Genomic DNA, 22990 nt, shown 5'->3' with positions numbered 1-22990 from the left:
ATGGCAGACACGGCAAAGCCGAGCTTGCGAGACCTTGATCCCGCGCAGATGAGAAAACTCGTCGCGCTGGCCAGGGACCGCGGCCGAAATGCCGAGAAGAGCGGCGCGATCCCCGTGGCGCCGCGCGACGGATCACTGGAGATGTCCTTTGCGCAGCAGCGGCTTTGGCTGCTGGCGCGACTCGATGGTGCCAATTCCGGCTATCATATTCGCGGTGCATTGCGGCTTTCGGGCCAGATCGATGTCGAAGTGTTGCGTCGAAGCGTCGATCGCTTGTTCGCGCGCCACGAAGCGCTACGCAGCGTCTTTCGCGTGGTCGACGAACAGCCGCGCGTGATGCTGCTGCCCGCGCACGAACGCGTTCCCCTGCTCGAACACGACCTACGCGGCCGTGACGACCGTGAGGAGGAACTCGCGCGCCTTTGCCGCGTGGAGGCTGCAACGCCGTTCGATCTTGCCACGGGACCATTGATCCGTAGCCGACTGATCCGGACGGAGGAACGGGACCATCTCTTCCTGCTCACCCAGCATCACATCGTCTCCGACGGCTGGTCGATCGGCGTGCTCGTGCGAGAGCTCGGTGCGCTCTACCGGGCTTTCGTCGCAGGCAAGGACGATCCATTGCGGCCATTGGCCATCCAGTATCCGGACTACGCCGCCTGGCAGCGACAATGGCTGTCGGGAGAGCGATTGCAGCGGCAGGTCGAGTATTGGCGAAAGGCACTCGCGGATGCGCCGGCCGTGCTCGAGTTGCCGACGGACCGGCCGCGTGGGGCGGTCAGGTCGCTCGCCGGCGCGTCCTTGCCGATCGAGATCGATGCGGAGTTGGCATCCGGCATCCGGCGGCTGGGTCAGTCGCACCACGCCAGTTCGTTCATGATCGTGCTGGCGGCCTGGGCGGCGGTGCTGTCCAGGCTCTCGGGGCAGACGGATATCGTGATCGGCACCCCGACGGCCAACCGAAACAGGCCCGAGATCGAGGGCCTGATCGGGTTCTTCGTCAATATGCTCGCTGTCCGCATCGATCTCTCGGCGGAGCCCAACGTCGCCGAACTGCTCCGCCGCGTGCGCACCGCGGCGCTCGCCGCGCAGGATCATCAGGATCTGCCGTTCGAGCAGGTCGTCGAGATCACCCAGCCGCTGCGAGGGCTGGGGCACACGCCGGTGTTTCAAGTCGCGTTCGGCTGGCAGAGCAACGAAACGGGTGCTCTCGAGTTGCCGGGCCTCAAGGCCGAGCCCGTCGATATCCCGCTCCAGCAGGTCAGGTTCGATCTCGAGCTTGGTCTCGGCGAGATGGACGGACGTATCGTCGGCTCCCTCAACTATGCGACGGCGCTTTTCGACGAGGCGACGATCAGGCGCCATCGGGACTATCTATTGACCTTGCTCCGGGCCATGGTTGCCGATGCGGACCAGATAGTCGATCGAATCGACGTTGTTGGCGCCGAGGAGTCCAGGCGCGTTCTCGACACGTGGAATGAGACCGCCACACCGTTTCCCGCCGAAAGCTGCATCCACGAACTATTTGCGGAGCAGGTGAGAAGGACGCCGGCCGCCATTGCGCTGGCCTACGATGACGTTCGCCTAAGCTATCGCGAACTCGATGCCCGCGCCGACCGGCTTGCGCGGCGCTTGATGGTTTTGGGTGTGGTGCCGGACCAGCCGGTCGCGATCTGCTTGCCGCGTGGTATCGCCATGGTCGTGAGCCTGCTGGCCGTGCTGAAGGCGGGCGGTGCGTATCTGCCGCTCGATCCCGCTTATCCGGCGGCGCGACTGCGTCAGATTGTCGAGGATGCCAGGCCGCGCGTGCTGATCGCCGACGAAGCGGGAAGCGCGATATTCCCGGATAGGGCTTGCGAGATCATCGACCCCGAAGCGGACGTATCGACCGTCACACCGCAGGCGACGTCGGGCCTTGGGGATCTCGTCACAGGGCTAACCTCGCGAAACCTCGCTTACATCATCTACACGTCCGGTTCGACCGGCCGGCCCAAGGGGGTGATGGTCGAGCACCGTGGCCTGGTGAATTTGGCACTGGCGCAGCGGGCGCTGTTCGAGCTCAATTCGCACAGCCGCGTCGTGCAGTTTGCCTCATTCAGCTTCGATGCCAGCATTTGGGAAATCGTCATGGCGCTGTGCTCGGGTGCCGTGCTGTTCCTGGCCGGCCCGCGAGAGCATCAGGACGTTTCGGAGTTGCTCGGCTTCCTCGCGGACAAGGCGATCACGCATGCGACCCTGCCACCGGCCATGCTGCACGGGCGGACCGATCTCGATCGCCTTGCCTCTCTGCGAGTCCTTGTCCTGGCCGGCGAACTACCGAGGGCCGAGCTAGTCAAGGATTTGCCTGCTGGCATCGCCGTCTTCAACTGTTATGGTCCGACGGAAGCAACGGTCTGCGCGACGAGCTGGTTGCGGCATCAGGGCTTTGACAGCGGCGCTGCTCCGATCGGTCGTCCGCTGCCGAATGCGCGGATCTATCTTCTGGATCGATTTGGTGCGCCCGTTCCGATCGGTGCGGCGGGTGAGATCTACATCGGCGGCGTTGGCGTTGCGCGCGGTTATCTCAATCGCGCCGATCTGACGGCGGAGCGCTTCGTGCGCGATCCCTTCTGCGGCGATGCGGATGCGCGCATGTATCGCACCGGCGATCTCGGGCGTTATCTGCCAGACGGCAATATCGCGTTTCTGGGCCGCAACGACCACCAGGTCAAGATTCGTGGTTTCCGCATCGAGCTCGACGAGATCACGTTCCGGCTCAACGAGCATACCGACGTGACCGATTCCGTCGTGCTGGTGCAACGGGATCACGGTGGTGACGCGCGGCTGGTCGCCTATGTCGCCGTACGCCGTGGCAATGGCGCGGGGCTCGATGCCAATGAATTTGCCGGCGCGATGCGCAATCACCTGCGTACGTGCCTGCCGGACTACATGGTGCCGTCGGTCTTCGTGCGCCTCGATGCATTGCCGCTCACGCCGAACGGCAAGATCGATCGCAAGGCGTTGCCGGCGCCGGAGGATGATGCGTTTGCGCGACGCGGTTTCGAGCCGCCGCGAGGCGAGGTTGAGCAGATCGTCGCGCAGGTCTGGGCCGAGCTTTTGCGCGTCGATCGGATTGGGCGCAGCGACCACTTCTTCGAGCTCGGTGGCCACTCGTTGCTCGCAGTCCGCATGCTGGAAAGGCTGCAACGGCATGCACTCAGCGCGGACGCGCGCATGCTGTTCGCAAAGCCGGTGCTGGCCGATTTTGCGGCCGGCCTCGACGATGGCGGAGAAGCCGACGTTCCCGTGAACCGGATCTTGCCGCAGACGACGGCAATCACGCCCGAACTTTTGCCGCTGGTCGCTTTGACGCAATCTGACATCGACGGCATCGTGGCCGGCGTTCCCGGCGGCGCCGCCAACATCCAGGACATTTACGGACTGTCGCCGCTTCAGGATGGCATCCTCTTCCATCACCTGTTGTCGAAGGACGGTGATCCTTACCTGCTGGTCGGCCGGATGGCATTTGCCAGCCGCGATCTGCTCGACCGCTATCTCGATGCGGTCAGGCAGGTGGTGGACCGCCACGACATTCTGCGAACGTCCATCGTGTGGAACGGCTTGTCCACGCCAGCGCAGGTGGTTTGGAGGAATGCGCCTTTGGTCGTCAGCGAGGTCGTGCTGGACGGCGAAAGCGGCGCTGACGAGCAGCTCAGGCGGCGATTCGATCCGCGTCACCATCGGATTGATCTCGGACAGCCGCCGCTGCTGCGATTTGCCGTTGCGGCTGATCCCCGTGGAGAGCGCTGGCTGCTTCTCGTCCTGATGCACCACTTGATCGGTGACCACTCCACGCTGGAGGTGATGCACGATGAGGTCGGGAAGATCTTGTCCGGGCGAGGTCACGAACTGCCGCCGCCATATCCGTTCCGGAATCTGGTGGCGCAGGCGCGCGGATCGGCGGCGACGGCGGATCATGAGTGCTTCTTCCGCGGCATGCTCGCCGACATCGACGAACCGACCACGCCGTTTGGGCTGGACCGGGTGCACGGCGACGGCGGCGGCGTCGTGGAAGCGCGGCGGGTCTTGCCCGAAATCTTGAGTGTAAGGCTTCGTGCTCAGGCGCGGCGGCTCGGCGTCAGCCTCGCCGGCCTTTGCCATCTCGCCTGGGGACAGGTGGTGGCGCGAACCAGCGGGCGCGATCGTGTCGTGTTCGGGACCGTTCTGTTCGGCCGCATGCGGGCTGGCGCCGGCGGCGATCGCACCATGGGCCTGTTCATCAACACCTTGCCGCTGCGCCTCGATCTCGATGACACCGCGGTCGAGGACAGTGTTCGCGATGCACATCATCGGCTGACCGAGCTGATGGCGCATGAGCACGCTTCGCTGGCGCTTGCGCAACGATGCAGTGGCGTCGCGGCGCCGGCGCCTCTGTTCAGCGCCATCCTGAACTATCGACACAATGTGCCGCGAGCCGAGTTGACCGACAAGGACGGCTCCGGCACCGAATGGATCGGAGGCGAAGAGCGCACCAATTATCCCTTGATGCTGGCTGTCGAGGATTACGGCCAGACGCTTGGCTTAACCGCTCAGATCATCCGTCCGCATTCGGCCGATCGCATCTGCGCCTTGATGCAGCAGGCACTCGATCAATTGGCGGAGGTGCTGGAACATGCGCCGCGCACGCCGGTCCGACAACTCGACATTCTGCCTCCCGAGGAACGACAGCTTTTGCTGGAGGCGTGGAATCTGACGCGGGCGCAATATCCGGGAGTCGGGTCGTTTGTCGCGCAGTTCGAGGCGCAGGTGCGGAGGTCGCCGGAAGCGATCGCGCTGGTGTCCGGCGAGACGGAGCTGAGTTACGCGGCACTGAACGCGCGTGCCAACCAGCTGGCGCGGCGATTGCGCGACCGCGGCGTCGGGGCCGACGTCGTGGTCGGGTTGGCGCTCGACCGCGGTGCCGGGATGCTGGTCGCGCTGTTGGCCGTGCTGAAGGCGGGCGGGGCCTATCTGCCGATCGATCCGGATTACCCGCCGGAGCGGCTGGCGCACATGCTGCGCGACAGCGGCGCGGCGCTGGTGCTGACGCAGCAGGACTTGCAAGGTCAGTTCGCCGCCGTGCTGGCGGAGACCGGAGCCGAGGCCTGGCTGCTCGACGGGCAGGACGGCGAGGGCGGCGATGCCGGCAATCTCGATGTCGCCGTTCACGGCGAGAGCCTAGCCTATGTGATCTACACCTCGGGCTCGACCGGCCTGCCCAAGGGCGTGATGGTCCGCCACGACGCCGTGACTAATTTCCTGGCGACCATGGCGGAACAGCCCGGCATGACGGCTGCCGACCGCGTGCTCGGCTTGACCTCACTGTCCTTCGACATCGCAGTCCTCGAGCTGTGGCTGCCGCTGACGATCGGCGCCTGCGTGGTGCTGGCCGATCGTGCGGCGGCGCATGATCCGACCAGGCTCAAGGCGATCGTGGAGCGGCACGGCGTCTCCATGATCCAGGCCACGCCATCGACCTGGCGTATGCTGCTCGATCATGACGGCCCGTCGCTGCCGGCCAGCTGCCGGGTGCTGTGCGGCGGCGAGGCGCTGCCGCCGGATTTGGCGCGGCGGCTGGTGGCGCAGGCCGGCGAGGTCTGGAACCTGTATGGTCCGACCGAGACCACGGTGTGGTCGGCCCGTCACCGGCTCGATGCGGCGGACGATCGTCCGCTGCTCGGCGGGCCGATCGGCAACACCACGCTGCACATTCTCGATCGCGATCTCAACCTTGCGCCGGTCGGCGTTGCCGGCGAGCTCTATATCGGCGGCGCCGGGCTGGCGCGCGGCTATTGGCGGCGCGGCGGGCTGACGGCGGAGCGTTTCATCCCGGATCCGTTCGGTCCACCGGGCGCGCGGCTGTACCGCACCGGCGACGTGGCGCGGTGGCGGTCCGACGGTGTGCTCGACTATGTCGGCCGCGCCGATCACCAGGTGAAGATCCGCGGTTTCCGCATCGAGCTGGGCGAGATCGAGGCGCGGCTCATGGCCCAGCCTGGCGTTCGCGCGGCCGTGGTGGTGGCGCGCGAGGCCGGCGCCGGCCGCCAGCTTCTCGGTTATGTCAGCGGCGAAGCCTTGGATGGTGCGGCGCTCAAGACGGCGTTGTCGTCAACCCTGCCGGACCACATGGTGCCGGCGCGGGTCGTGGTGCTGGAGCGCCTGCCGCTGACGCCGAACGGCAAGATCGACCGCAAGGCGCTGCCGGCGCCGGACCGGCTTGTAACGTCAGCCGAGCATGTCGCGCCGCGCACGCCGAAGGAAGTTGCGCTGGCTGCGATCTGGGCCGACCTGCTGCGCCAGCCCGACATCGGCGTCACCGACAATTTCTTCGAGCTCGGCGGGGATTCCCTGATCGCCGTCCAGCTCGTCAGCCGCATCAAGCGCGATCTCGGCCACGACCTGCCGCTCAACCGTCTATTCGAAATGACGACGGTTGAAACCATGGCGGCTGCGCTGGGCCAGGAGAGCGAAACCGACAAGCGAGGCGACGACATCGCCGCGATGCTCGACATGTTGAAGGAAGTCGAACTGTCTGATGAGTGACATGGCAAGCACGCAAAAGCAGCAGCTGTGCGACATCTCACGGCGCTTGATGCGCCTCGATGCCGGCAAGCAGCACGCGTTCCTCTCGCAGCTTGCGGCGAAGGGCGTCAACCTCGCCATGTTGCCGATCGTGCGCCAGGAGCGCAAACGTGCGCCGCTGTCCTTTGCGCAATCCCGCCTTTGGTTCCTGTGGCGGATGGACCCGGGCAGTGCCGCCTATAACATCTCGGCGACGCTGCGCGTGCGCGGCCAGCTGCAACCACGCGCGCTGCGACAGGCGTTCGATGCGCTCGTTGCGCGTCACACAGCGTTCCGTACCGTATTTCGACAGGAAGGAGAAGAAGTCGCCGAGCAATTCATAGGCGATCCGCAACCGGTCGCATTGCGACACGTGACCCTCGATGGCGATGACCGGGAAGGACGGGCGCGTTTGCTGGCGCGACAGGAAGCCTCGCTGCCGTTCGATCTTGAATCCGGTCCGCTCATGCGCGCGGCGTTGCTGACGCTGAACGAGGACGACCACTTCCTCGTCGTCAGCCTGCACCATATCGTGACCGACGGCTGGTCGATGGGCGTGCTGGTCGATGAATTCTGGACGCTGTACGCGGCATTTGCCTGCGGTGAAACGCCGGCCTTGCCGGAGCCGGAGATCGAATATGCCGACTACGCCGAATGGCAACGGCTCTGGATGAGTGCGGTCGACGGCGCGCGGCAGGTCGATTACTGGACCAAACGTCTTGCCGACCCGGCCGTGCTCCAACTGCCGATCGACCGGTCGCGGCCGGCGGTGCCCGATCTTGCGGGCGCAGCGCGCCGCATTCCACTTGATCCGGTGCTGGCAGACGGTTTGCGCGCGCTGGCGCGGCGCCACCGCACGACACCGTTCGTCGTGATGCTGGCGAGCTTCAAGCTGCTGCTCTACCGCTATACGGGCCAATCCGACATCAACATCGGCGTGCCGGTCGCCAATCGGCACCGCGACGAAACACGCAACGTGATCGGCTTGTTCGTCAACACCCAGGTGCTTCGTACGCAGATCGACGGCCGGGCGGCGATCGGCGCCTTCATTGCGGCAGTCCATTCGGCCACAGTAGAGGCACAGGAGAACCAGGACCTTCCGTTCGAGCGGCTGCTGGAGATCCTCCAGCCCACGCGCAGCTTGAGCCAGAATCCGCTCTTCCAGGTCCTCTACAATCACCAGCGCCGTCGGGCGTCGGGCGGTCCGCCCGATCGGACCGGACTTCAGATCGAAACCATCGATGCCGAGGTCGATACGGTCAAGTTCGACCTCGCGCTCGACACGGACGAGGGGCCATCGGGCGAGATCCGGGCGATCCTCACCTACGCGACGGCGCTGTTCGAAGGCGCGACGATCGAGCGCTTGGCGGCGCACTGGACCACGATTCTGAAGGCGATGGTTGCCGACGACATGCAATCCATCGCCGATGTGCCGTTGCTCTCCGAAGAGGAGCTGGAGAAGCTGCGCCAATGGAACGATGCGGATGCTGGAACGAAGGATGCACCGTTCACACCGGTGCACCTGACGGTGGCACGGCTGGCGGCCGCAAGGCCCGACGCGACGGCGCTGGTCTTCGGCGATGATGACATCAGCTATTCCGAGCTCAACCGTCGCGCCAACCGCCTCGCGCATCACTTGATCGGCCGGGGTGTCGGGCCCACCGACCTCGTCGGCGTCTCGGCACGACGCTCGCCGCATCTCATCGTGGCGCTGCTCGCGATCTTGAAGACGGGGGCGGCCTATCTGCCGCTCGATCCCGAACATCCGGCCAGGCGACAGATCGGCACCCTGAGCGATGCGGGCGCGAATGTCGTTCTGGTTGACGCGGATGGCTCGGTATTGACGCCGCCGCCCGCCGGCATCGACGTCATCCCACTCGATGCGACCCACCTCGTGCAGGAGAGCGAGAGCGATCCCGAGATCGCGGTGGCGCCAACGAGCCTTGCCTATGTGATCTACACCTCCGGCTCGACCGGTATCCCGAAGGGTGTTGCGGTCGAGCACGGCCCGTTCGCGATGCATTGCGAGGTGACGGCCGGGCTCTACGATATGGACCGGCACTCGCGCGAGCTGCATTTCCTGTCCTTCACCTTTGACGGGGCCCATGAGCGACTTTGGACCGCGCTGACCTGCGGCGCAGCGCTCGTGATGCGCGATGCCGATCTGTGGTCGGCCGAGCAGACCCTCGACGTTCTCCGCCGGCAGCGCGTCACCAACGCCGGATTCCCGCCTACCTATCTGCAACAGCTCGCCGACTTCGCAATGTGGCGCGGCGATCCGCCGCCCGTGGAGCTCTATTCGTTCGGCGGCGAGGCGATGGTCAAGGCGGGCTTCGACAAGGTCAAGCGCGCGCTCAAACCGCGCACATTGATCAACGGCTACGGGCCGACCGAAACCGTGGTGACGCCGCTGGTCTGGAAGGTCGATGCCGACGAAGAGATTGAAGGCAATTACGCGCCGATAGGCCGCCCCGTGGGCCGCCGCTCTGCCTATATCCTGGACAGTGATCTCAACATCGTCCCGGTCGGCGTGACCGGTGAGCTGTTCATCGGCGGCGAGGGACTGGCGCGTGGTTACTGGCGGCGCGCCGAGCTGACGGCTGAACGCTTCGTCCCTGATCCGTTCGGTGCGCCGGGGGCGCGGCTCTATCGCACCGGCGATCTGGCGCGGTGGCGCGCCGACGGGGTGATCGAATATGTCGGCCGCTCCGATCACCAGGTGAAAATCCGCGGCTTCCGGATCGAGCTCGGCGAGATCGAGGCATGGCTGATGCGGCAGGCCGGCGTGCAGTCGGCTGTCGTCGTTGCCCGCGACGCCGGCGTCAGTCGCCAACTGGTCGGATATGTCGCCGGCGACGGACCGTTCGACGAGGCAACCATGCGCGCGGCGCTCTCGGACGAGCTGCCTGATTACATGGTGCCAGCCCGTATCGTGCCGCTGGAGCGGCTGCCGCTCACCGCGCACGGCAAGGTCGATCGCGATGCCCTGCCGGCCCCCGAGATGCCCACCGCAATCGCTGCGCACGTGGCGCCGCGCTCTGCGGCCGAGATGGTGCTCGCTGCGATCTGGGCCGAACTGCTCGGCCAGCCCGTCATCGGTGTCGAGGACAATTTCTTCGAGCTCGGCGGCGATTCCATCATCTCGCTACAACTGGTCGGCCGCGCCCGCCAGGCGGGCTTATTGATCGAACCGCGTGACGTGTTCCGGCATCAGACCTTGCAGGATTTGGCGCGGGTCGCGCGAAGTGAGAGCAGGGCGGGTCATGTCGCCCCGGAAGTCGAGATCGAAGGCCATGAGCATCCGCTGCTGCCGGTTCAGTTGCGGTTCTTCGGCGAAGATGCGGGGGACCGTCATCATTGGAACCAGGCCGTCCTGTTGATGCCGAAGTCGCGGCTCGACTGGAAAGTTGTCGAGTCCTCGGTCGCCGCTCTCGTCGCTCATCATGCGGCTCTGCGTCTGCGCTTTGAGAGGATTGATGGCGGCTGGCGCGCGACCTATGGCTCGTCGCTGGCGGTGTCGGAATTGCTTTGGATTCGACCCGACGTTCGCGATGCAGCCGAGGTCACGGAAGTTGCAGCGTCGGCCCAGGCCAGCCTGTCGCTGGCCGGGCCGCTGCTGCGCGTGGTCGGCATGGATCTCGCGGGCGGCAGCCAGCGGCTTCTGGTGATCGTGCATCATCTCGTCATCGACGGCGTGTCATGGCGCGTGCTCCTCGAAGACTTGGCGACGGCGTACGATCAGTTCGGCCAAGGCGCAGGTTCGGTTGCGCTGGCGAGGAGCGACTCCTATGCATCCTGGGGCGCGCGGTTGCAGGCCTATGCTCGAACGGACGAGCTGGCCGCCGAGCTCGATTATTGGTTCGAGCGCGGAGCGCATGCTGCGGTTCCCTGCGACGATGATCATGACGGGGTCGACCGGGTTGCCGATGGCGAGCAGGTCCTGCTGGCATTTGACGCTGGCTTGACGGCGCGGTTGTTGAAGGAAACTCCGTCCGCCTACCGTACGCAGGTCAACGATCTCCTGCTGGCAGCACTTGCACGAGCGGTGTCGCGCTGGAGCGGAATCGAGGATTTGGTCGTCGAGCTCGAAGGTCATGGCCGCGAGGACGTGTTCGACGGTGCCGACATATCCCGCACCATCGGCTGGTTCACCACGGCCTTTCCGGTGCGGTTGCCGGGCGGTTCGGGAGACGATGCCGCGCTGATCAAAGCCGTCAAGGAGGAACTTCGCGCCGTTCCGAGCCGCGGGCTGGGTTACGGCGTTCTGCGTCATCTCGGCAACGAGACGCAGCGCAGCGCGCTGGCGGCAGGTCCCGAACCGCGCATCGTCTTCAACTATCTCGGCCAGTTCGATTCCAGCATGGGAGAGGCCGCACCGTTCCGCCTCGCGCCCGAGAGCGCGGGACCGATGCGCAGCGATAGCGCGCCGCTGGGCCGCTGGGTGAGCATCAACGGGCAGGTCGGTGAAGGACAATTGCGCCTGTCGTTCAGCTATGGCCGCAGGCGCTATCGGCGGGCAACGATCGAACGTCTGGCGGCGCATTATGCTGCGGCCCTGCGCGAGCTCGTTGACCACTGCACCGGTGGCGGTCGCGGCGTAACGCCATCCGACTTCGCGTTGTCGAACCTGAACCAGGCTGATCTCGACGTACTGGTCGCAACGACCGATTGCCACGAGATCGAGGATATCTATCCGCTCTCGCCGATGCAGCAGGGCATGCTGTTCCATGCCCTGCGTGATGGCGAGAGTGGGAATTACGTCAACCAGATCGGACTGGAGGTCCGCGGCCTCGATGGCGGCAAGCTGCGCGCGGCCTGGCACGAAGTCAGCGCGCGGCACGCCGTGTTGCGAACTGGATTTGCATGGCGTGAACTGTCGGGCGCCGCGCAGCAGGTCGTCTATCGCTCCGCACATCTGGCATTCGAGGAGGAAGACTGGCGCGCGCGGGCGGCAGCCCTGGACGACGAAGAGCTCCGAGCCGCGCTGTCCCGCGTCTCGCAAGCAGAGCGCGCAGAAGCGTTCGATCTGTCGCAGGCGCCGCTGCAGCGAGTGCGGCTGATCCGGCTCGACGAGGCGCGCCACTGGCTGATCTGGACGCACCACCATATCCTGCTCGACGGCTGGAGCGCAGCACGCTTGATGGCCGAGATCTTGCAGCACGAGCGCGGCGAACGCTTGCCGGTCGTCAAAGGCCGCTATCGCGATTACATCGCGTGGCTGCAAGGGCAAGACCGCGATGCATCGACTTCGTTCTGGCGCACGGCGTTGTCGGAATTGGAGGAGCCCAGTTTCCTCGCAGACGCGCTGGGAGGACCCGTAACCGGCGGTGCCTCCGGCCATGGCTCGCTGGACCTGCTGCTGACGGCGGAGTTGACGGCAAGCCTGCAGGCGTTTGCCAGGCGGGAGCGCGTCACGCTCAACACCATGGTGCAGGGCGCCTGGGCGCAGTTGTTGCGTCGTCACACCGGGCAGCGCGCAGTCTGTTTCGGTGCGACGGTCTCGGGCCGTCCGGCCGAGCTCGACGGGTCGGAGGACATGGTCGGCCTGTTCATCAACACGCTGCCCGTCGTCGACCAGGCCAGCCCGCAAACTGAAGTGGGAGCGTGGCTGCGCGACCTCCAGGCGCGCAACATCGATCTGCGCGACCACGGCTGGATGCCGCTCTATGACATTCAGGGCCTTGCCGGCCGCTCCGGGCGTGCGCTGTTCGACAATATTCTCGTGTTCGAGAACTACCCGATCGATCAGGCGCTTCGGGGCGAGAGCGAAAGCGGACGCCGGCTCGGCCGGGCGGAGCAGGTCTCGATTACCAATTATGCGCTCACGGTGGCCGTGTTCGCGAAGTCCGACGGCATCAATCTGGGCTTTCGTTACGACCGCGGTCGCTTCGACGACGACCAGATCAGATATTTGCAGGCCTCGCTGTCGCGGCTGCTGGTCAGGATCGTGGAGAACGTGTCGCGGCCCGTTGGTGCGCTCGACGGTCTCGATGCCGACGAGAAGCAGAGAGTGCTCGGCTGGAGTGGCAGTGCCGAAAGAAGGCGGTCATTTAACGACAGCATCGTCGCGCAGATCGAATCTCGGGCCGCGGCTTCGCCGTCGTCGGCCGCATTGATCTTCGGCGACCAGCAGATCAATTATGGCGAGTTGAATGCGCGTGCCAATCGGCTGGCGTGGCGGTTGCTGCAGCATGGAATTGGTCGCGATCGGCTGATCGGCTTGGCACTCGAGCGCAGCGTCGAGCTGATCGTCGGCGTGCTGGCCGTGCTGAAGGCGGGCGGTGCCTATCTGCCGCTCGATCCCGACTACCCCTCCGATCGGCTGCTGCACATGCTGCGCGACAGCGGAACAGCACTGGTGCTGACGCAAGAGCAGTTGCTTCCGCACCTGGCGCCGGTGATCGGGGAGGCGGGCGCTGAGGCCTGGACCATCGACGGAGAGGCCGGCGCTCGCCTCGTGGAGCTTTCTGACAATCTGGGCACGGAGCTTCATCCGGACAGCCTGGCCTATGTGATGTACACGTCGGGCTCGACCGGCGTGCCCAAGGGAGTGGCCTGTTTGCATCGCGCGCTTGTGGCGCGACTCGGCTGGATGCAAGCGGAGTATTGTCTCGATCCCGGCGAAACCTTGCTGCACAAGACGCCGTTCAGCTTTGATGTCTCGGTCTGGGAGATCTTGTGGCCGCTCGCTACCGGCGCGCGGCTTGCGATCGCGGCTCCAGGTGCGCATCGCGAGCCTCGGCTGCTGGTGGACGCCGTCATCGCTCATGACGTGACGACGCTGCATTTCGTGCCGCAGATGCTCGAGCATTTCGTGACCGAGCCGAGCGTGGCACGCTGCACTTCGCTCAAGCGCCTGTTTGCCGGCGGTGAGGCGCTGTCGCTCGACTTGATGAGGCGCGTCCTCCAGGCATTCCCCGGTGTCCGGTTCGACAACCGCTATGGCCCGACAGAAGCCCTGATCAATGCAACCTATTGGACCTGCCGTGACGAGGGGGCGGCGCGCGTGCCGATCGGGCGGCCTATTCCCGGCGTGACGATTCGTATTCTCGACACCGATCTGAACATGGTTCCGGCGGGCGTGACCGGTGAGCTGTTCATCGGCGGGGCGGGTCTGGCGCGGGGCTATTGGCGGCGCGAGAAGCTGACGGCTGAGCGTTTCATACCCGATCCATTCGGGCATACCGGTGAGCGTCTCTATCGATCGGGAGATCTGGCGCGCTGGCGGCCTGATGGCGCTATCGACTATATCGGGCGCGCGGATCATCAGATCAAGATTCGCGGCTTCCGCGTCGAGCTCGGAGAGATCGAGGCGCGGCTGCTCGAGCAACCCGGCGTTCGCTCTGCCGTCGTGGTGGCGCGCGCTGTCGGCGTGAGCCGCCAACTCGTTGGTTACGTCAGCGGCAGCGGCGAGTTGGCGGAGGCAGGCTTACGGACCGCGCTGTCGGCCGTCTTGCCGGACTACATGGTGCCGTCCAGAATAGCGGTGTTGGAGCGACTGCCTTTGATGCCGAGCGGCAAGGTGGATCGCCATGCCCTGCCGGCGCCCGAGATGGTCCATGGGAGTGCGGAGCATCAGGCGCCACGCACGCCGGCCGAGATTGTCTTCGCGGCGATCTGGGCCGAGCTGCTCGGCCGGCCCGCCGTCGGCCTCACTGACAATTTCTTCGAGCTCGGTGGCGATTCCATCATCTCGCTCCAGATGGTGAGTCGCGCGCGGCGCTCCGGATATCTGATCGAGCCCCGCGACGTGTTTCAGCATCAGACGCTGGAATCGCTGGCGCAGGCGGCGCGGACCGTGCAGCGCACGGAGACGCTCGCCGACCAAGGGCAGATCATCGGCCCGCATCCGCTCTTGCCGATCCAGTCCCGCTTCTTTGCGGAGGACATGCAGAATCGGGATCATTGGAACCAGGCGGTCCTGCTGCAGCCGAGAGATCGAATCGACTGGGACGTGATGCGGCGCGCACTCGGTGCTGTGGTCGATCATCACGACGCGCTGCGCCTGCGCTTCGAGCAGAGGCAGGGGAGCTGGCATGCCGAGCATGGCACCGCTCCGGCCGCGGACCCGCTGCTCTGGGTCCGGCACGGGATCGACCGCAATGCCGTGACGGCGCTGGCATCATCGGCGCAGGCGAGCTTGTCGATCTCCGGCGGGTTGCTGTTGCGCGCGGTCGGAATCGACGTCGCTGATGGCAGTCAGCGGCTTCTGATCGCGATCCACCATCTCGTGGTCGACGGCGTGTCATGGCGAATTCTGCTGGAGGACGTCGCTTCTGCTTACACGCAGCTTGCGCAGGGCGCCGCCACGGTCACGTTACCGCCGAAGAGCCACGCTTACGCGCTGTGGGGTCAGCGCTTGCAGGCTTACGCAACGTCGCCCGAACTGGCGTCCGAACTATCGTACTGGACAAACCGCACCGCGAACGCGGATATTCCCTGCGACGACGATCATCCCGGCGTCGATCGCATGGCGGACGCCGATGAGGTCCAGCTGTCATTCGAAAGCGAGTGGACGCAGCGGCTGCTCACGGACGCTCCGTCGGCCTACCGCACGCAAATCAACGATCTTCTTCTCGCCGGCCTCGCCCGCGCCGTCTGGCAATGGAGCGGGCAGGACGACGTCCTCGTCGAGCTGGAGGGGCACGGCCGCGAACACCTGTCGGGCGATCTCGACCTCTCGCGTACGATCGGCTGGTTCACGACGGCCTTTCCCGTGCGGCTTCGCGACGGCTCGCAAGAGCCTTCGCTATTGATCAAGTCGGTGAAGGAGGAGCTTCGCTGCATTCCCGGCCGCGGGCTGGGCTACGGCGTGTTGCGCTATCTCGGCACCGAAGAGCAACGCATGGCGCTGGCGCATGTCGGAGAGCCGAAGATTGCTTTCAATTATCTCGGACGGATCGACAGCGGTGACGCCGACGCGGCGCTGTTCGCGATGGCGGCGGAGAGCGCTGGCCCGTCGCGCGATGCATCGAGCGCGCTGCGGCGCTGGCTGAGCGTGAACGGGACGGTGCGCGATGGCCGGCTGCTTCTGTCCTTCAGTTTCGGCCGCAAGCGCTATCGGCGCGAGACCGTCGAGCGATTGGCCGCGTTGTACGAGGATGCACTGCGTGAGCTGGTCGGTCATTGCACCGGCGGCGTGTGCGGCCTGACGCCATCAGACGTGGCATTGTCGGGTCTCGATCAGGCCGAGCTCGACAGGCTTGCGCTCGATTGGCACGAGATCGAGGACATCTATCCATTGTCGCCGATGCAGCAGGGCATGTTGTTCCATGCGATGCACGACGGCGAGAGTGGCCTCTATGTCAATCAGGTGGCGGCGGAAATCCGTGGCCTGGATGCCCAGAGGTTGTGCCGCGCCTGGCAAGCTGCCAGCGATCGCCATGCCGTGCTGCGGACCGGATTTGTCTGGCGTGACCTGTCCGGCGCGCCGCAACAGGTCGTTTATCGACGGGCCGAAGTGCCTTTTGCGGAGGAGGACTGGCGGACTCGGATTGTCGCGTGGGACCAGGCGCAATTGGACGCGGCGCTGGCGGATGTTTCGCGGCGGGACCGGGCCGCCGGGTTCGACCTGTCACAGCCGCCCTTGCAGCGGGTCCGGCTGATCCGGCTCGACGACGACAGGCATTGGCTGATCTGGACGCACCATCACATCCTCCTCGACGGATGGAGCTCGGCGCGGTTGATCGCCGAGGTGATGCAGCACAGCGGCGAGGGGCGACTGCCGGCCTTGCAACATCGTTACTGCGACTATATCGCGTGGCTGAAGGGGCGCGACGGCGACGCGGCGGCGGCATTCTGGCACGATGCAACGGCCGGCCTGGACGAGCCGAGTTTCCTGGCGGACAGCCTGGCCGAGCGAGTGGATGCGGAAACGTCCGGCCATGGAATGCTTGCGCTGGAGCTGGACCCTGCCTTGACCGGGCGGTTGCAGGACTTTGCCGCGCGCGAGCGGATCACGATGAACACGCTGGTGCAGGCGGCATGGGCGCAGCTGCTTCGACAGCATACCGGACAAGGGACGGTCTGCTTCGGTGTCACCGTGTCGGGCAGGCCGCCTGAGCTTGCCGGCGCCGAAGAGATGGTCGGCCTGTTCATCAACACGTTGCCGGTCGTTGACGACGTCAGTCCACAGCAGACCGTCGGAGCATGGCTGCGCGAGCTGCAGGACCGCAATTTGGCCTTGCGCGAGTTCGGCTCGACTCCGCTCTACGAAATCCAGCGCCTCGCGGGGCGTCCCGGACGGCCGCTGTTCGACAGCATCCTGGTGTTCGAGAACTATCCGGTTGACCGCGCGCTGCTCGGAAACAACCGGCAGATCCAGGTCGGCGAAACCCGGATCGTCGAGACCAGTAATTATCCGTTGTTCGCAAGCGTCGGCGTCGATGAGCACCTGCGCCTCGTGTTCAACTATCAGCGCAAGCATTTCGACGAGGCGCAGATCGCGCGGCTACAGCAGGCCTTCGTGCGGCTGATCGAAGCGCTGAGCATCGATGCCGATCGACCGGTCGGCACGATTGCGGCGTGCGATCCCGCGGATGACGTCCTGCTCGCCCGGGCGAATGACACGCGACGATCTGAACAGCGCAAGGGGACTGTCGCGCAGTTCGAGGCGCAGGTGCGGAGGTCGCCGGAAGCGATCGCGCTGGTGTCCGGCGAGACGGAGCTGAGTTACGCGGCACTGAACGCGCGTGCCAACCGGCTGGCGCGGCGATTGCGCGACCGCGGCGTCGGGGCCGACGTCGTGGTCGGGTTGGCGCTCGACCGCGGTGCCGGGATGCTGGTCGCGCTGTTGGCCGTGCTGAAGGCGGGCGGGGCCTATCTGCCGATCGATCCGGATTACCCGCCGGAGCGGCTGGCGCACATGCTGCGCGACAGCGGCGCGGCGCTGGTGCTGACGCAGCAGGACTTGCAAGGTCAGTTCGCCGCCGTGCTGGCGGAGACCGGAGCCGAGGCCTGGCTGCTCGACGGGCAGGACGGCGAGGGCGGCGATGCCGGCAATCTCGATGTCGCCGTTCACGGCGAGAGCCTAGCCTATGTGATCTACACCTCGGGCTCGACCGGCCTGCCCAAGGGCGTGATGGTCCGCCACGACGCCGTGACTAATTTCCTGGCGACCATGGCGGAACAGCCCGGCATGACGGCTGCCGACCGCGTGCTCGGCTTGACCTCACTGTCCTTCGACATCGCAGTCCTCGAGCTGTGGCTGCCGCTGACGATCGGCGCCTGCGTGGTGCTGGCCGATCGTGCGGCGGCGCATGATCCGACCAGGCTCAAGGCGATCGTGGAGCGGCACGGCGTCTCCATGATCCAGGCCACGCCATCGACCTGGCGTATGCTGCTCGATCATGACGGCCCGTCGCTGCCGGCCAGCTGCCGGGTGCTGTGCGGCGGCGAGGCGCTGCCGCCGGATTTGGCGCGGCGGCTGGTGGCGCAGGCCGGCGAGGTCTGGAACCTGTATGGTCCGACCGAGACCACGGTGTGGTCGGCCCGTCACCGGCTCGATGCGGCGGACGATCGTCCGCTGCTCGGCGGGCCGATCGGCAACACCACGCTGCACATTCTCGATCGCGATCTCAACCTTGCGCCGGTCGGCGTTGCCGGCGAGCTCTATATCGGCGGCGCCGGGCTGGCGCGCGGCTATTGGCGGCGCGGCGGGCTGACGGCGGAGCGTTTCATCCCGGATCCGTTCGGGCCACCGGGCGCGCGGCTGTACCGCACCGGCGACGTGGCGCGGTGGCGGTCCGACGGTGTGCTCGACTATGTCGGCCGCGCCGATCACCAGGTGAAGATCCGCGGTTTCCGCATCGAGCTGGGCGAGATCGAGGCGCGGCTCATGGCCCAGCCTGGCGTTCGTGCGGCCGTGGTGGTGGCGCGCGAGGCCGGCGCCGGCCGCCAGCTGCTCGGCTATGTCAGCGGCGAAGCCTTGGATGGCGCGGCGCTCAGGGCGGCGTTGTCGTCAACTCTGCCGGACTACATGGTCCCCGCGCGGGTCGTGGTGCTGGAGCGCCTGCCGCTGACGCCGAACGGCAAGATCGACCGCAAGGCGCTGCCGGCGCCGGATCAGCTCACGGCATCAATCGCGCATGTCGCGCCGCGCACGCCGGAGGAAGTTGCGCTGGCCGCGATCTGGGCCGACCTGCTGCGCCAGCCCGACATCGGCGTCACCGACAATTTCTTCGAGCTCGGCGGGGATTCCATCACCTCGTTGCAGATGGTGAGCCGGGCGTGGCGCGAAGGCGTGCTCATCGAGCCACGCGACGTGTTCCGGCATCAGACCATCGAGGCGCTGGCTGCGTTGGGCCGCGATGTCGGCTCCAGCAAGGACACCTCGGCATCCGAGCGCGGTTCGCTCGCGGGGATGTCCGCCGAGCAGCTTGAGCGCCTCGACCTGGACTGGAACCGCATCGAGGACGTCTATCCGTTGTCGCCGATGCAGCAGGGCATGCTGTTTCACAGCCTGCGTGATGCCGGCAGTGGCGTCTACGTCAATCAGGTCAGCGTCGAGATCAGAGGTCTCGATCCCGAGCGTCTCGGCAAAGCATGGCGCGAGGTGAGCGAGCGCCATCAGATGCTTCGCACCGGCTTTTTGTGGCGGGAGCTCTCCGGCTCTCCGCTCCAGGTCGTCTATCATGATGCCGTCACGCCGTTCGAACAGGAGGACTGGCGCGGGCAGGTCGTCGGTGACGAACGGATCGCGGCCGCCCTTGCCGACGAGCGCGCCGCCGAGTTCGATCTCCAGACACCGCCGCTCCAGCGGGTACGGCTGCTGCGGCTGCAGGACGATCTGTACCGGCTGATCTGGACGTATCATCACATCCTGATGGATGGCTGGAGTTCAGCCAGGCTCGTCGGAGAAATCCTGGAGTGCTATTATGGCGGCAGGCCCGCCGCAAATGCGACGCGCTACCGCGACTACATCGCCTGGCTGCTGGCTCAGGATGCGAAAGCTGCGGAAAGTTTCTGGCGCGAGCAGCTCAGAGGCTTCGACCAGCCGACGCAGCTGGCCGACGCCTTCGGTGCGCGCCGCCATCAGGCCTCCGGTCACGAGCGCTGCTACACGCGTCTCGGAGAGACGGCGACCGCTGAGCTGAAGGCGTTCGCGCGGCGCGAACGGATCACGCTGAACACGATTGTGCAGGGCGTGTGGGCCTTGCTGCTTCAGCGCTATACCGGCCAGAGCACCGTGACGTTCGGTGTGACGGTCGCTGGTCGTCCGGCCAGTCTCGACGGATCGCAGCAGATGCTCGGGCTCTTCATCAACACACTGCCCGCGATCGAAACGCTTCCGCCGGCCAGCTCCATCGGCGACTGGTTGCGCGCGCTGCAGGACCGCAATTCGGCGATCCGGGATTACGAGCACACACCGCTCTATGACATCCAGGGCTGGGCCGGTCGTGCCGGCCAGACCATGTTCGACAGTATCATCGTGTTCGAGAACTATCCGATCGAACGCAGCATGCACCGCGGCGCCGGTGCTCTCCAGTTCAGCGGTCTGAAGAACGTCGATGTGACTAACTATCCCATGGACCTGTCGGTTCTCGTAGAAGACACGCTTCAGGTTGAATATACCTATATGCCGAGCCATTTCACGACAGAGCAGGCGGCGCAGATCAAGACGCAGTTCGAGCATCTGCTGGCTGCGCTGACGCGGGACGCCACGGCATTGCTCGGCAGCATCGATCCCGTCACGGAGCTCGATGTCGCTCCTGCGGATCTTTGCAATCGTCACGCGACGTCGAGCGCACCGCTGCCTATGGTGCACGAAGCGATCAGCAACCACGCGCAGCGTCATCCGGATCGGACAGCGCTGACCATTGGCAGCACGGTGCTCTCTTTCGGAAAACTCGAGCACAAGGCCAACCGTCTGGCTCATTACCTCATCGCCCGGGGTCTCAAGCCCGAGCAGCGCGTCGGCGTCGTGGTCGAGCGAACCGCAGTCACGATGATTGCGCTGCTGGCTGTCCTCAAGGCGGGCGGCGCTTACATTCCACTCGATCCGGAGTTGCCACCCGAGCGGCATGCCTTCGTCATGCGCGATGCCGCGATCGCATTCCTGCTGACGGGACGGCTGGAAACTGAAGACAGCCCGGATGGCATCGAAAGGATCGCGCTGTCCACGTTCGACTTCGACGCGGGACCCGACCATCCGCCGCAACCTGAACTGCATCCGGAAAATCTCGCCTATCTGATCTACACCTCGGGCTCGACGGGCACACCGAAGGGGGTCGCCGTCGCGCACGGGCCGCTGGCGATGCACTGTCACGTCACAGGCGGCCTCTACGAGATCGACGAAAGCTCGTGCGAGCTGCATTTCCTGTCGCTGGCCTTCGATGGCGCTCATGAGCGCTGGCTGACGGTTCTGTCTCACGGCGCGCGGCTGCTGATGCGTGACGCCGAATTGTGGACGCCGGAGCAGACCGTCGAGAACCTGCACGCCCATCGCGTCAGCCATATCGGGTTGCCGCCGGCCTATCTTCAGCAGGTGGCGGAATGCGTCGAGCGAAGCGGCAACCCGCCGCCGGTCAAGCTCTATTCGTTTGGCGGCGAGGCGATGCCGAAGGCGGGGTTCGACAAGGTCAAGCGCTTCCTCCAGCCGCGCATCCTAATCAATGGCTACGGCCCCACGGAAACCGTTGTCACGCCCCTGGTCTGGAAGGTCGACGGTGCGGGCGAGTGCGACACGCCCTATGCGCCGATCGGCGTCCCGGTCGGAGACCGCCGCGCCTACATCCTCGATGGCGGGCTCGACATCGTTCCCGCCGGCGTCGCTGGCGAGCTGTATCTCGGCGGCGTCGGGCTGGCGCGCGGATATCACGGCAAAGCGGGCATGACGGCCGAGCGCTTCGTGCCTGATCCTTTTTCCGCGGTGTCGGGCGCGCGGCTGTACCGCACCGGCGATCTGGCACGTTGGCGCGATGACGGTACAGTGGAATATCTTGGCCGTAGCGACGATCAGGTCAAGGTCAACGGCTTCCGAATCGAGCTCGGGGAGATTCAGACCTCGCTGCTCCGTCACGAAGCGGTCGCGCAGGCGGCGGTCGTGGCTGCGCCGGCGGCGGCCGGAAATCAGCTCGTCGCCTATGTCGCCCCGAAGGTCGCCGGCAACGCAGCGGCTGGCGCGGCCGAGGCGCTGGTCGAGCGCTTGTCCGGTTTCCTGAAGCAGATCCTGCCGGCCTATATGGTGCCGGCGCGGATCATGGTGCTCAAGCAATTGCCCACATTGTCGAGCGGCAAGGTCGATCGGCGTGCATTGCCCGCTCCCGATGCGTCGATGCGGAGCTTCGTCGCCCCGCAAGGCCCGGCAGAGATCGCGATGGCGCGCCTGTGGTCCGACATCTTGGACGTGCCGCAGGTCGGCGCCACCGACAATTTCTTCGAGCTCGGCGGCAATTCGATTCTGTGTCTCAAGGTCGTAGCGCGGCTGCGACAGGACAAGACGTTCGGGATCGAGATCAAGCTGCGTGATCTTCTTCAGAAGCCCACGATCCGTGCGCTGCTCGCGGACGGCGGGGCCGCCGCGTCGGCCGCACCTTCGGCGCTGCTGCCTCTCAACGCCGCAGTTCGCACCGCCAATCCGGTGTTCTGCGTGCATGGCGGCTTCGGCACGGTGTTCGACTATGGTCCATTGGGGCGTCGGCTCGAAGGGCGGCGGCAGGTGATCGGGCTGCAATCGAGGATGCTGGTCGACCCGTCCTGGAGCGACAGTTCGCTCGAGGCGATGGCGGTGGACTATGCAGCCGAGATCAGGCGGAGTCAGCTGCGCGGCCCCTATAGCCTGGTCGGCTGGTCGCTGGGAGGGCTGCTGGCAAGTCTCGTTGCGGCCGAGCTCGAACGTGGCGGTGAGCGTGTCGATCGCCTCGCGTTGGTCGACAGCTTCGTGCCGCGACAGCCGGACGGATCGAGCCGGCAGGAGGCGATCGCCCATTGGGCTGACGATCTCGCCGGATTGCTGTCGGCCGTGCTTCCGAGCGCGGCGGCCTCTCGCATCAACGCACCTGTCGACGCTGCGAAACGCGCTGGCCTGCCGGAGATGCCGGAGAGCATTCGTGATGTGGTCGCGGCCGTCATGGAGCAAGGCATGAGTGTGAGGGCAGACGAGGCGTTGCTTGGTGCGGATGATGTGTCCGCCGCCTTCGCGGTCGGACGGCATCTCAACCGGCTGGCGCAGAACGCGACGCTGCCGCAGAGCCTCGAAGTCGCGCCATTGTGCTGGTGGACGTCGGCCCGTCTGGCGCAACGCGATCGGTTGGAGTTGCAGCTGCCGAAAGCCATCGATCGCGGCGTCGCAGGCGACAATCATTTCACGATCCTGAAGCATGCCGGCCTGCTCGATGAGATCTGCAGCCTGCTCGCGCCGGCGGCAGCGTCTAGGGTCGTGCAGGATACGATTCCGGAACCGGCGGAGTAG

2 protein-coding genes are annotated in these 22990 nt (G+C 65.9%); both read left to right on the top strand.

Going from position 1 to position 22990, the window contains the following annotated elements; translation table 11 throughout:
- Positions 1–6561 (top strand): non-ribosomal peptide synthetase, encoded by a 6561-nt coding sequence (locus tag RX330_RS24165; RefSeq protein WP_317240086.1) that lies wholly within the window; start codon positions 1–3, stop codon positions 6559–6561.
- Positions 6554–22990: a non-ribosomal peptide synthase/polyketide synthase gene (locus tag RX330_RS24160; protein ID WP_317240085.1), complete on the top strand. Its 16437-nt coding sequence runs from the start codon at positions 6554–6556 to the stop codon at positions 22988–22990. The genes RX330_RS24165 and RX330_RS24160 overlap by 8 nt, the downstream gene beginning before the upstream one ends.

Origin of the sequence: Bradyrhizobium sp. NDS-1 (genome assembly GCF_032918005.1) — a bacterium.
GTDB lineage: Bacteria > Pseudomonadota > Alphaproteobacteria > Rhizobiales > Xanthobacteraceae > Bradyrhizobium > Bradyrhizobium tunisiense.
Note: the sequence above shows the minus strand (reverse complement) of the source record. Positions and strands in the feature narration are given on the sequence as shown.

Bases quoted from the DNA above. Each gene is read 5' to 3' on its own strand.
- RX330_RS24165 (WP_317240086.1), top strand. From the start codon at position 1: ATGGCAGACACGGCAAAGCCGAGCTTGCGAGACCTTGATCCCGCGCAG.
- RX330_RS24160 (WP_317240085.1), top strand. From the start codon at position 6,554: ATGAGTGACATGGCAAGCACGCAAAAGCAGCAGCTGTGCGACATCTCA.